This window comes from Flavobacteriales bacterium, from assembly GCA_020435415.1.
Taxonomy (GTDB): Bacteria; Bacteroidota; Bacteroidia; order JACJYZ01; family JACJYZ01; genus JACJYZ01.
In genome coordinates this window covers 1-12186 of sequence record JAGQZQ010000096.1, presented here as the reverse complement: position 1 = coordinate 12186, position 12186 = coordinate 1, and the positions used below count along the sequence as shown (strand labels likewise).

The 12186-nt window shown below is 49.1% G+C and carries 11 protein-coding genes and 1 tRNA gene; 5 read left to right on the top strand and 7 right to left on the bottom strand.

Translation table 11 applies throughout. The features are described 5' to 3' along the window. The 6 genes from KDD36_12820 to KDD36_12795 form a co-directional block, all read right to left on the bottom strand. Nucleotides 1-1125: nucleotide sugar dehydrogenase (locus tag KDD36_12820; protein MCB0397532.1), on the bottom strand; the 1125-nt coding region annotated here is incomplete at its 3' end. Next, nucleotides 1118-2185 carry a Gfo/Idh/MocA family oxidoreductase gene (locus tag KDD36_12815; protein MCB0397531.1) on the bottom strand — a complete coding sequence of 356 codons (1068 nt, stop codon included), beginning with the start codon at nucleotides 2183-2185 and terminating at the stop codon, nucleotides 1118-1120. The genes KDD36_12820 and KDD36_12815, both read right to left, overlap by 8 nt. Further along, nucleotides 2182-2769 (bottom strand): N-acetyltransferase, encoded by a 588-nt coding sequence (locus KDD36_12810; protein MCB0397530.1) that lies wholly within the window; start codon nucleotides 2767-2769, stop codon nucleotides 2182-2184. Before KDD36_12810 ends, KDD36_12815 begins: the two co-directional genes overlap by 4 nt. After that, nucleotides 2762-3733 (bottom strand): SDR family oxidoreductase, encoded by a 972-nt coding sequence (locus tag KDD36_12805; protein ID MCB0397529.1) that lies wholly within the window; start codon nucleotides 3731-3733, stop codon nucleotides 2762-2764. Before KDD36_12805 ends, KDD36_12810 begins: the two co-directional genes overlap by 8 nt. Further along, nucleotides 3723-5045, bottom strand: a complete 1323-nt coding sequence (locus tag KDD36_12800; GenBank protein ID MCB0397528.1) for a UDP-glucose/GDP-mannose dehydrogenase family protein — start codon at nucleotides 5043-5045, stop codon at nucleotides 3723-3725. The genes KDD36_12805 and KDD36_12800 overlap by 11 nt, the downstream gene beginning before the upstream one ends. 2 nt (nucleotides 5046-5047) lie before the next feature. Further along, nucleotides 5048-6172 carry a DegT/DnrJ/EryC1/StrS family aminotransferase gene (locus KDD36_12795; protein ID MCB0397527.1) on the bottom strand — a complete coding sequence of 375 codons (1125 nt, stop codon included), beginning with the start codon at nucleotides 6170-6172 and terminating at the stop codon, nucleotides 5048-5050. A gap of 266 nt (nucleotides 6173-6438) precedes the next feature. Here KDD36_12795 and KDD36_12790 point away from each other — a divergent pair, with 266 nt between their 5' ends. Then, nucleotides 6439-7212 (top strand): hypothetical protein, encoded by a 774-nt coding sequence (locus tag KDD36_12790; protein MCB0397526.1) that lies wholly within the window; start codon nucleotides 6439-6441, stop codon nucleotides 7210-7212. Continuing rightward, nucleotides 7212-8462 (top strand): 3-deoxy-D-manno-octulosonic acid transferase, encoded by a 1251-nt coding sequence (locus tag KDD36_12785; protein MCB0397525.1) that lies wholly within the window; start codon nucleotides 7212-7214, stop codon nucleotides 8460-8462. Before KDD36_12790 ends, KDD36_12785 begins: the two co-directional genes overlap by 1 nt. Before the next feature lie 43 nt (nucleotides 8463-8505). Here KDD36_12785 and KDD36_12780 read toward each other — a convergent pair whose 3' ends face one another. Beyond that, the gene (locus tag KDD36_12780; GenBank protein MCB0397524.1) at nucleotides 8506-9180 is read right to left on the bottom strand and encodes a hypothetical protein; all 675 of its coding nucleotides are present in this window, start codon (nucleotides 9178-9180) and stop codon (nucleotides 8506-8508) included. Nucleotides 9181-9346: 166 nt separating this feature from the next. Here KDD36_12780 and KDD36_12775 point away from each other — a divergent pair, with 166 nt between their 5' ends. From KDD36_12775 to KDD36_12765, 3 genes are all read left to right on the top strand, one after another. Beyond that, nucleotides 9347-11146 (top strand): hypothetical protein, encoded by a 1800-nt coding sequence (locus tag KDD36_12775; protein ID MCB0397523.1) that lies wholly within the window; start codon nucleotides 9347-9349, stop codon nucleotides 11144-11146. Between the two features lie 153 nt (nucleotides 11147-11299). Continuing rightward, nucleotides 11300-11372, top strand: a tRNA-Gly gene (locus KDD36_12770). A 161-nt stretch (nucleotides 11373-11533) separates the two neighbouring features. Continuing rightward, the gene (locus KDD36_12765; protein MCB0397522.1) at nucleotides 11534-11893 is read left to right on the top strand and encodes a four helix bundle protein; all 360 of its coding nucleotides are present in this window, start codon (nucleotides 11534-11536) and stop codon (nucleotides 11891-11893) included. The last annotated feature ends 293 nt before the right edge of the window (nucleotides 11894-12186 follow it).

The window sequence follows — 12186 nt, the reverse complement described above, 5'->3', positions numbered from 1 at the left end:
TGCCGATGCCAAATCGAAACCATACTCATGTTGTGATTCTTCTGAAGAAGCATGAGGATCGACAACATCCACGGCCACACCGTACGAATTCAATTCGCGAACCACGTCGGCCACCTTGGAATTACGGATATCGCTCACATCTTCCTTAAATGTGGCGCCCATCACCAGGATACGGCTTTGACTGGCCGGTATACCCTGGGCAATGATCTTCTTCACCGTTTGTTTGGCGACATAAAAACCCATGGAATCGTTGACATAACGTCCGGAGTTGATGATCCTGGCATGATATCCCAGTCCTTCCGCTTTGTAGGTCAGATAGTACGGGTCAATACCGATGCAATGGCCACCAACCAGGCCAGGGAAGAAACGCAGGAAGTTCCATTTGGTACCTGCCGCTTCCAGTACATCAAAGGTATTGATACCGATCCGGGAGAAGATGATGGACAGTTCATTCATGAGGGCGATGTTCACATCACGCTGTGTGTTTTCGATGATCTTGGCAGCTTCGGCCACTTTGATGGATGATGCTTTGTGTACACCCGGCTTCACGATCAGTTCGTACACACCGGCCACCAGTTCCAGGGTTGTAGGATCACTTCCTGCTACCACTTTGATAATGGTAGAAATCGTATGTTCTTTATCACCGGGGTTGATACGCTCGGGAGAATAGCCAACGGTGAAATCTGCTCCGAAGGTCAGACCGGATTCCTTTTCAAGCACGGGTACGCAATCGTCTTCCGTGCATCCCGGGTAAACGGTGGATTCGTACACCACCACATCACCCTTCTTCAGCACCTTTCCGATGGTGGCCGATGCACCCAGCAATGGTTTCAGGTCGGGCAGATTATGTTTATCAATGGGCGTTGGAACAGCCACGATAAAAAACCGGACATCTTTCAGGTCATCCGGATTCGCAGAGAAGGTAATATCACAACCAGCGAATGCTTCGGTGTCGAGTTCCTTGCTCGGATCCAGACCTTTCTTCATCATTTCCACCCGTTCGGCATTGATATCAAAGCCGACAACCTTCACCTTCTTCGCAAATTCAAGGGCGATGGGCAATCCAACATATCCCAGACCGATAACGGCCAGCGAAGCTTTTTTCTCAATGATCTCCTTAAGCATAACTACTTTGTTTTTCCTTATTAAATGATTTATTTCTCACCGCATAAATGCGCTCGATGATATCCACCACCTTCATACCTTCCATCGCATTGGTTGTTACACTGGTCAGGCCATTCAGCGTATCCACCACATTCTCTATCACGAAGTGATGGTTGGCTGCGGAACCTTTATAGCTACCATAATCATTGGGAGGAAGCGGTGCATCCAGCTCCGGCATTTCATAATCCTTGATATGGCAATGGGTAACCTCACCCATATACTGACCGCCGATCTTAACAGTCCCCTGGCTTCCGATGATGGTCAGGCTGCTCTCGAAGTTAGAATCCCAAACGGCGGTCGAATACTGAAGTGTACCCATTCCACCTTCGTGAAATCTGAATTGCACGATACCTGAATCCTCGAAGTCGGTTGAATCAGGATGGGTAAAATCCGCGAAAGAACCATGGATATCGGTGATATCACCGAAGAGCCAGTACATAATATCGATAAAGTGAGAGAACTGGGTATACAGTGTTCCACCGTCAAGATCCTGGCGTCCTTTCCAGCCTTGCTTTCCGCCCGGACGATAGTAACGTTCGTCCCGGTTCCAGAAGCAGTTCAGCTGAACCATGTAAATCTCACCCAGCAACTTGCGGTCGATCACATCCTTGATCCACACTGATGGCGGAGAATAGCGGTTTTGCATCACGCAAAACACCTGTTTGGATTTTTCCAGCGCCAGGGAGATCACCCGTTCACAATTCGCGGCAGACAGTCCCATGGGCTTTTCACACACCACGTGGCGATTATTTTTGAGTGCGTATGTTGCCTGCGCCGCGTGCAAACCATTCGGTGTGCAGATGTTCACCACTTCGATCTCGGGGTGTTTTTCCAGCATTTCTTCCATGCTGTTGTAGAACGGCACCTTGCTGTCCTTGGGAATCCCTGCTTCTTCGGGTGAACGAACATCGCACCATGCGACCAGTTCTGCAGAAGGGTTTTGGCGGATCATCTCCGCATGACGTTTTCCGATGTGTCCGCATCCGACGACACCAAACGGAATAGAGCGTTTGTTACTCATTTTGGTTCTTTATTTACATTGTTATGTTGCAGGCGGTAGGTGTCCCCACTCTCAGAACACACTGCCAACCCATTTTCATCAAATATAAGGCGATGGCCGAATTCACTCATCCAACCGATCTGCCGGCCCGGATTGCCTACCACCAGGGCATATGCCGGAACATCTTTCACCACTACCGTACCAGCTCCTATGAAGCAGAACGCACCCAGTTCATGTCCGCAAACAATGGTTGCATTCGCACCTATGGTTGCGCCATGCCGCACGGTTGTTTTGGCATACTCACCCCTACGGTTTACGCCACTTCTGGGGTTGATCACATTGGTGAACACCATCGAGGGACCTAAAAACACATCATCCTCACAGGTCACGCCGGTATATATGGAAACATTGTTCTGAACTTTGACCCGGTTACCAAGCACCACATCCGGCGACACCACCACGTTCTGGCCAATATTGCAGTTTTTACCGATGGTGCACCCCGTCATGACATGGCTGAAATGCCAGATCTTGGTACCTTCTCCGATTAAACAGCCCTCGTCGATGACGGCTGTCTCATGATGATAATATGGCAATTGCTCAGACATGTGCTTTCTTGAATTCAGGTAACGATAAAAAGTACTCCAGGGTTTTCTTCAGGCCTTCCTCGCGACCTACTTTCGGCTCCCAGCCCAGTACTTCCCGGGCACGGGTAATATCCGGTTGTCGTTGTTTGGGGTCATCCACGGGGAGTTCCTTGTAAACGATCTTTCCTTTACCTCCTGTCAGCTTGATCACTTCTTCGGCAAAATCGCGGATGGTGATCTCCTGCGGGTTACCCACATTGACTGGATTCGGATAGTCGCTTTTCAAAAGGCGAACGATGCCTTCCACCAGATCATCCACGTAGCAGAAAGACCTTGTCTGACTTCCATCTCCGAATACGGTGATATCCTCACCTCTCAGGGCCTGTGCCATGAAAGTTGGTAATGCACGTCCGTCATCCAGGCGCATTTTAGGACCGTATGTATTAAAGATGCGGATAATGCGGACTTCCAATCCGTGAAAAGTATGATAGGCCATAGTGATCGCTTCCTGAAAACGCTTGGCTTCATCATAAACGCCACGTGGACCGATTGGATTCACATGCCCCCAATATTCTTCGTTTTGCGGGTGCACCTGCGGATCACCATATACTTCCGAGGTAGAAGCGATGAGCATCCGGGCATTCTTGGCTTTTGCAAGTCCCAGTAAGTTATGCGTGCCGAGGGAACCTACCTTTAATGTCTGGATGGGCATTTTAAGGTAGTCAATCGGGGAAGCGGGGGAAGCAAAGTGCAGGATGTAATCCAGTTCACCGGGAACGAAAACAAACTTGCTGACGTCATGGTGATAAAACTCAAAATGTTCCTCAGAGAACAGGTGTTCAATATTTCGGATATTCCCGGTCAGGAGGTTATCCATGCCGATCACATGACAACCATCCGCCAAAAAACGATCACAAAGGTGTGAACCGATAAAGCCGGCTGCTCCTGTTATCAGAACTCTTTTTTTCCTTTTTTCACTTGCCATCCGGTACAATCGTTTTTCTGCCTATGCTGTTATAATAAAAACCCGACCCTTCCATTTTGGCAAGGTCGTAAAGATTTCTTCCGTCAAAAATAACCCGGGCCTTCATGCGACCGGCCATATCTTCAAAATCCGGCGTTCTGAACACAGACCATTCCGTGGCGATGACCAGGGCATCCGCATTGTCAAGCGCTTCGTAAGCATTGCCTGCAAAACTCACCTTATCCCCGAATACCTTTTGCACATTCTCCATGGCTTCCGGGTCATAGGCGGAGATGGTGCAACCTTCTGCCAGCAGGTCGGTGATGATCTCCAATGCCGGTGCCTCGCGGATGTCGTCGGTATCCGGTTTGAAGGCCAGGCCCCAAATGGCGATCTGTTTGCCCCTCAGATTCCCACCGTAGTAATCACGCATCTTATCGATCAACCGCTTGCGTTGGGATCTGTTCAGTTCCATCACTGCCCTGAGGATACCAAAATCATATGTGTTTTCACGGGCTGTGCGTTCCAATGCCATGACATCCTTGGGAAAGCAACTGCCTCCGTAGCCGATGCCTGCAAAGAGAAATCTCTTACCGATCCGTTCATCGGCACCGATACCCATACGGATCATGTCCACATCAGCACCTACTTTCTCGCACAGATTGGCCACCTCATTCATGAAAGATATCTTGGTAGCCAGAAATGCATTGGCGGCGTACTTGGTCATCTCGGATGACCGTTCGTCCATGACAATGATCGGATTACCCTGCCGCACGTATGGTGCATACAGGTCTTTCATGATGGTAGCTGCCTTTTCAGAAGAAGTACCAACCACCACACGGTCGGGTTTCATAAAATCATCGACTGCAAAACCTTCCCGCAGGAATTCCGGATTGGAAACCACATCGAAAGGCACGCTGGTATGTTGCGACACCACAGCCTTCACCTTGTCGGATGTTCCCACAGGCACCGTGCTTTTGGTGACGATCACCTTATACTCCTTTAATATTTTTCCAATTTCCGCGGAAACGTTCAGAACATAGGAAAGATCTGCCGAACCGTCCTCACCCGGAGGTGTGGGAAGCGCCAGAAAAATGACCTTGGCTTTTTCAATCCCTTCACTCAGCGAGGTGGTGAATGAAAGTCGGTTTTGCCTGATATTACGTTCAAAGAGCACATCCAGGTCCGGCTCATAAATGGGCACGGAACCGTTCTGCATTCTTTTCACCTTTTCCTCATCAATATCCACACAAATCACTTTGTTACCGGTTTCAGCCAGACAGGTACCGGTAACGAGACCTACATATCCACTTCCTATGACGGCTACATTCATCTTCAGGAAACCTTTTGCTTCATAAATTCAAGTACATGTCCCGCGATAAAGTCCTGTTGTTCCGCATCAAGCTCTGTATGCATGGGGAGTGAGATCACGCTTTGACAAAGCTGAAGGGTATTTGGAAACGATCCGTCTTTCATGCCCAGATCTGCATATGCTTTTTGAGAATGAAGGGCGACGGGGTAGTAGATCATGGCCGGAATGCCCTGATCCGCGAGATGCTGTTGGAGTGCATTCCGTGCACCGGGTTCCACCCTCAGGGTATATTGATGAAAGACGTGTGATGAGTATGAGGCGCGCACCGGGGTTTTGATGCCCGGGGAAGCTGCGAATGCCGCGTCATACCGGTCTGCCGCCTGTTGTCTGGCAGCCGCATAGCTGTCCAGCTGCCGGAGTTTTATCCGGAGAATGGCTGCCTGCAAACTGTCAAGCCTGGAGTTCACACCCACTTCGGCGTAATAATAACGTTCACTTTGTCCATGGTTGGTGATCTTCCTCATCCGGTCTGCCAGTGCATCATCGTTGGTGTAAAGTGCACCACCATCGCCGTAGCATCCAAGGTTCTTTGAAGGAAAGAAGGAAGTGGTACCGATATGGCCCATGGTTCCTGCTTTGGATGTTTGACCATTGCTATGGCGATATGTAGCGCCGATTGCCTGCGCGGTATCTTCCACCACAAACAAACGATGCCTGTTGGCAATGTCAAGGATGGCATCCATGTTTGCACATTGTCCGAAGAGATGGACAGGCACAATGGCTTTTGTTTTTGGCGTGATGGCTGCCTCAACCTGTTCAGGGATCAGGTTGAACGTTTCCGGATCCACGTCCACGAGAACAGGCTTCAGGCCCAGAAGGGCCACCACTTCTACCGTCGCAATAAAGGTAAAATTGGAGGTGATCACCTCATCTCCGGGCTGGAGCCCGAGACCCATCAGGGCGATCTGAAGCGCATCCGTGCCGTTGGCACAAGGGATCACATGCTTCACCCCAAGGTAAGTTTCCAGCTCCTGCTGGAAGGCCTTCACTTCAGGGCCGTTAATAAATGCGGTACTCCGGATGACCCTTTCAATCGCTTCATCCACTTCACTTTTGATCTTCTCATACTGACCTTCAAGGTCCACCATATGAATGGGCTTATTCATTGCCATATCACAGTTAAAAACATTACGAATAGAAGAGGCTATGGATGCACGTTGACAGGTTGCATTGATGCTATGTCAGTCCCCATCGCGCTCGTCGCAAAAAAATCAGCACGAAGATAATCAAATATTCCAAGCCCCGTATGGAGTAAACAGCTTGTACGACGGTATTTTATCTGTTGGCTCCCGGGAACATGTCCAATGCGGCAACGCAGCCACCCCATCACCTAAAATATTCTTAATTTGCGCCTATGTTCAGATATCAGATCATCGCCCTGCTATGCACCATTACACTGGGTAGCGACTGTTTTGCCCAGGCCAGTGTCAAAGACTCATCCATTGCCGCCCCTATGATCAATGCCTCGTTGGGCCTTCATCTGCCGGGCCGGGACATGGCCAACCGGTTTGGAAGTAGTTCAGCCATAGGCGGTGGCTTCATGCACAAGACCAGAACATCCTGGATCTTCGGCTTTGAGACACAATTTCTTTCGGGAAACGATATTCGTGAAGAGGGCATTCTGGACCCCATCTCCACCACGCCGGATGCGGATGGGAACAGGTATGTGATTGATGGCAACGGAACGTATGCCGAACTATTCATGTATGAGCGGGGCTACACCATGACGGCAAAGGCAGGTTATGTTCTGCCGGTGATCGGCCCCAATCCCAACAGTGGACTTGTGGTCATGATGGGTGTGGGCTTCATGCAACACAAAATCCGGATCGAGGTCCGGGACAACACCGCACCACAACTTAAAGGGGATTTAAAAAAAGGATATGACCGGCTGTCCAACGGTTTGCTTTATAGTCAATTCGTAGGATACCTCCACATGGGAAACAAGAGCCTGGTAAACTTCTTTGCCGGACTGGAAGCCCTGGAAGGATTTACCTCCAACCGCCGTTCGGTTAATTACGACACCGGATTGCATGATGATACCAAACGACTGGATGTCCTTTACGGCGTCAAAGTGGGATGGATATTTCCACTGTATGCGCGGGTTCCCGAAAAACGTTATTACTATTAATGAGGTTCGCCTACTACGCCGGGATCTACCTTTACGGCTGGAGTCTCCGGTTGGCAGCGCCTTTTCATTCCAAAGCTGCCGCATGGGTACAGGGTCGTAAAGAAGTATGGCCGAAAGTTTCCGCATTCAAACCCAAAAGCGACCAGGTCATATGGTTCCATTGTGCATCGTTGGGTGAATTTGAGCAGGGACGTCCCTTGATGGAGGCACTGGTCAAACGCCTTCCATCCGCCAGTCTGGTCATTACCTTTTATTCCCCTTCGGGTTATCGGGTCAGAAAAGATTTTCCGCTCGCCGATCTTGTATGCTATCTTCCGGAAGACAAGCCCGGGAATGCACGCCGCTTTGTGGATGCAATCCGGCCAACCATGGCTTTCTTTGTTAAATACGAATTCTGGCATGGCTACCTGACCGCCCTTCATAAAAGTGGTTGTGCGTTGTATAACGTGTCCGGTGTATTCAGGCCAGGCCAACGCTTTTTTGGTCCATGGTCTTCCTTCTTCAAAAAGGACCTGACTTGCTTCTCGCATTTTTTTGTGCAGGACGAAGTATCCGAAGGTACGCTGAAATCTGCCGGGTTCACCCAGGTGACCACCACCGGAGACACCCGATTCGACCGGGTTTTTGAAACGGCTCAGTTGGCGGATGACATTCCCTGGATGAACAAAATCAAAACGGATAGGCCATTGCTCATGGCCGGCAGCACCTGGCCGGTAGAAGAAGACATCCTGATCCCCCTGATCAACAAGGCAAAGTATGGAGAGATATGGGTCATTACGCCGCATGAAGTGGCAGATAGCCACATTCGTAAACTGGAAGGACGGATCCGGAGAAGAACCCTTCGCTTCTCAGAAATGCTGAAAGGAGCTGATCTCACCGATGCAGAGGTGATCCTGGTAGACAATGTGGGCTGGCTGGCGCGGTTATACAAATATGCAGATGCCGCGGTGGTGGGCGGTGGATTCTCCGGTAAACTGCACAACATCCTTGAGCCGGCAGCATTCGGGGTTCCGGTGTTATTCGGTCCGAAGCATGAACGATTCCGCGAAGCAGCCGAATTGATTGAAAATGGAGGAGCCTTTATTTTCCGCCATGGCACCCAATTGGAACGTGCGTTGGACATGCTGATCGGAGAACAGCTGGTAGGAAAGATCGCCGGACAAATGTGTCTGCAATATGTGCGAAAAAACAAAGGAGCGACGGTCCGCATGATGGAACTACTGTTCCCCCAGGATCAACCTGGCTCATAAAAAAAGCCGGTCTTCGGACCGGCTTCCGTATCTTTTTCAGGTACTACAGTGCATTGGTAACCACCTCATTCAAATCCGTGGATCGTTTCTGAAACACGAATCTTCCCTTCATAAAATTCGCCACGGGCCATCCTTCCCAAAGGACATATTCCCCGTAGTTATTTTTGGTATTGTACACCGCCTGGGTTGCCGCGTCAAACTCCCAGATCATGGTTTGATAGTCGTTCTCAAAGGACACTTTTACATCCTTGAACTTATGATAGACCACCACATCCAGGTAATCCTGGGTGATTCCGATCAGGTCAAGCAGGGTGGTAAGTGTTTTTTGCCCGGGAAGCCCTTCCAGTTTCATTTCCATGGTAAAGCGATCCTGAACCCCGCCACCAACAAAGAATTCGCCACCGTTAAAGTCAAGTCCGGCATAGTTGAATACCTGGTCGATGGATGAGGCGATGGTTGTATACTTGTTGTTTCCGTAGACGATATGCATAAACATCGGCCCTCCTGTGGAGATCACGGTATTGTCGCTGCTCAGGTGAAAGGCACTGATCGGGAATGCGATCTTTTTGGTGATGGTATCGCCGTTTTCATCATACGCTTCACTCACCACCCACACCCCTTCCATTGCGGTCTTGGTTGGCGTTTCCGGTTCTTCCGGCTGGCATGACACCCACAAGGTCAAAACGGGTACGAAAAGCAATAGTTGATATACCTTCATTGTCGGACGCTTTTAGTTCAGATCCCGATGGGCCACGGAAGGACCACATCGCCATTGCACCTCTCGATATACGTGTGAGGAGGTGTTTGGTTACCTTGTTCAACGACCGTGCCAAACATGGAATTGGCAATGTTCGGGATTTGACCGACCTTTGGCCGCAGATGTCATGCTTAGCTTAAAGGAGAAGATCCGGCTGTTTGTTTATGACCGTCAGGGAGCGGTACTGAAAACACTGAGAAGAGCCAGTTTTTTTATGGCACTGCTTTCGCTCGGTTTGCTCTTGTATCTGGCGGGTTTCAACCTTTCCACCCAAACCGAAACCATTGCGATCGGTGTCATCAAGGTGATACTGGTTTATTTCATTTTCGTTTACGCCCTTCGGTTTTTCTTTTCCATCAGCAAACTCGGTTTCCTGCGCACCACCTGGCTTGAATTTCTTCTGATGGCGATGCTGGTTGTAGACGGCATCAGCCTTTACCTGTTTCAATTTCCTTTGCTGGCGAAGATATTCGAACCGTTCGGTATCGAGAACTTCACGCCTATTTACCTCATGTTCATCCAGCTTTACATTGTGGTATTCGCCGGACTGGAGGTGATCCGTTCCAATCCGGGCTTATCCCGGATACGCATCAAATTCTCCCTTGGACTGGTCATCTCACTGGCCATTCTCGGATTGTTAGGAGCACTGTTGCTCATGATGCCGCAAATGTATACAGGCAGGGCACCTACATTCCTTGAGTCGTTATTCACATCTGTCAGTGCGATCAGCCAGACCGGATTGATCCTGGTTGACACCGGTTCATTCTGGACAGTAAAAGGGCAATTTGTGGTGATGATGTTAATTCAGATTGGTGCTTTAGGCATCATCAGTTTCAGCACCTTCTTTGGTACCTATCTTGCTCAAGGTCTTAATCTACGGCAACAACATATGGTTTCTGAGTTCTTCACATCCGATTCGCGATTCAAGACCGAGGATCTGGCCCGGCAGATTATCTTCTATACCATATTCATCAACCTTTTCGGAGCGATAATCATTTACTTCCTATGGGATCCTTCGGTGGTGTTTAAAAGTCTGGGTGATAAAATTTTCAACTCCATTTTTCACTCCGTATCCGCATTCTGCAATGCGGGGTTCTCTACCTTCCCTCAAGGTATATATACAGATCCGGTGCGGCATTCATATATGTTGCACATGGCTTTGTTAATGCTTGTATTCCTGGGGAGTGTGGGATATCCAACCCTTCATGATCTTTTTGGAATTCATCATGTTCGGGATCGGTTGCAGTTTGCCTGGAAGAAATTAAAACTGGACAGCCAGATATCGTTGTATACCGCTATTGTTCTTATCATATTCGGTGCGGTCATGTTTTACTTTCTGGAATATAACCGATCGATGGCGGATTTAAAGGGCGGCCCTGCATGGATCACGGCTTTCTTCCAGAGTGTGATGCGAACAGCGGGCTTTAACACTGTTGATATCAGTGCTGTTGGTTCACCGATGCTGATCGTATTTTGTTTTCTGATGTTCGTTGGGGGTGGTTCGGCATCTGTGTGCGGAGGGATTCGTACTTCCACCTTTGCAATCATATGCGTGTCATTGTGGAACAGCATCCGTGGAAAGAATGTGATGACGATCGGCAACCGGGAGATCACGACGGACCTGTACAACAAGGTCATCTCCATCTTTCTTTTTGCCACGTGTTGGGTGTTGGGAGCTACCTTTGTACTCACCATCACGGATCCGGACCTGCCCTTCATCAAGCTGATCTTCGAGGAAGTGTCCGCCTTCGGAACCTGTGGTTTGTCGACCGGCATCACGGGTACCTTGTCCGAGGCCGGCAAATGGGTGATCCTTTTATCCATGTACGTAGGCCGGGTAGGCACGCTGACGCTTGTGGTGGCGTTGGGCACCCAGGTTACCAAGAGCAAGTACAAGTATCCGACTGCCCGGATCATGGTGGGTTAACCTTTACAAAAGGAGGGGTGAATTTGGTTTGCGATTTATTTTATTTTCTATATTTGCATCCCCAAGCGGGAATAGCTGGATTCCGATTAAGATTTAATTGACTTCAGCAAGCGTTCTTAATTTTACTTTTATCAAGCATTCGACAAAACATAAGCGGGAATAGCTCAGTTGGTAGAGCATAACCTTGCCAAGGTTAGGGTCGCCGGTTCGAGTCCGGTTTCCCGCTCATTTATTTGGTGATGAAGGATGTATGATTGGTGATGTGTGATTTGGTGATGTAAGATGTTGAAAGCTGTCAAAGCCGGTGGAAGTCGCGGCGAGTGACTTGATATCATGATTGCACAATTTGTTGGAGGGCAATAAATATTAATTTAAACCTTCCAAGCATTGACCAACGATGAGCTGATCAAGCGAACCAAAGACTTTGCACTGGCAATCATCAGATTTATTCAGCAGCTGCCCCGGAATGAAACTTCCATGATATTGCGACGTCAGCTGTTGAGATCAGCCACCTCTGTGGCGGCAAATCACCGGGCTTCCAGAAGAGCACGTTCCAGTGCCGAGTTCTATGCTAAGATCAGTATCGTAATCGAGGAAGCAGATGAGAGTCTGTTTTGGCTTGAGATATTCAGGGACAGCAGCATTGCGAATCCCATTGCATTGGAACCACTAATCCGGGAAGCCGACGAACTCGTCAGAATTTTTGCATCAACCAGAAAAACATTAGCGAAGCATAAAAACCATTAATGGTTTTCCTAACTTCACCCATCATAAATCACACATCACCAAATCACACATCACCAAATAACACCCGCCCGGGTGGCCCACCTTCGCGTGAAGCTATGGCGGGCGCTGTGGAATGGTAGACCCACCTTCGTTCTCCATTCTTCCGAACTTCGGACGGGCAGGCACGAGGGACTTAAAATCCCTTACCCATTCACACCACATTCATTCTTTATCTTACATTTGCATTCTTAAATCACCACATCGCTACATCACCAAATCACCAAATGTATCTGCCCGGGTGGTGGAATGGTAGA

Coding starts and splice junctions, on each gene's coding strand:
- KDD36_12805 (MCB0397529.1), bottom strand. CDS start 3,733: ATGGCAAGTGAAAAAAGGAAAAAAAGAGTTCTGATAACAGGAGCAGCC.
- KDD36_12775 (MCB0397523.1), top strand. CDS start 9,347: ATGCTTAGCTTAAAGGAGAAGATCCGGCTGTTTGTTTATGACCGTCAG.
- KDD36_12785 (MCB0397525.1), top strand. CDS start 7,212: ATGAGGTTCGCCTACTACGCCGGGATCTACCTTTACGGCTGGAGTCTC.
- KDD36_12815 (MCB0397531.1), bottom strand. CDS start 2,185: ATGAGTAACAAACGCTCTATTCCGTTTGGTGTCGTCGGATGCGGACAC.
- KDD36_12795 (MCB0397527.1), bottom strand. CDS start 6,172: ATGGTGGACCTTGAAGGTCAGTATGAGAAGATCAAAAGTGAAGTGGAT.
- KDD36_12790 (MCB0397526.1), top strand. CDS start 6,439: ATGTTCAGATATCAGATCATCGCCCTGCTATGCACCATTACACTGGGT.
- KDD36_12810 (MCB0397530.1), bottom strand. CDS start 2,769: ATGTCTGAGCAATTGCCATATTATCATCATGAGACAGCCGTCATCGAC.
- KDD36_12800 (MCB0397528.1), bottom strand. CDS start 5,045: ATGAATGTAGCCGTCATAGGAAGTGGATATGTAGGTCTCGTTACCGGT.
- KDD36_12780 (MCB0397524.1), bottom strand. CDS start 9,180: ATGAAGGTATATCAACTATTGCTTTTCGTACCCGTTTTGACCTTGTGG.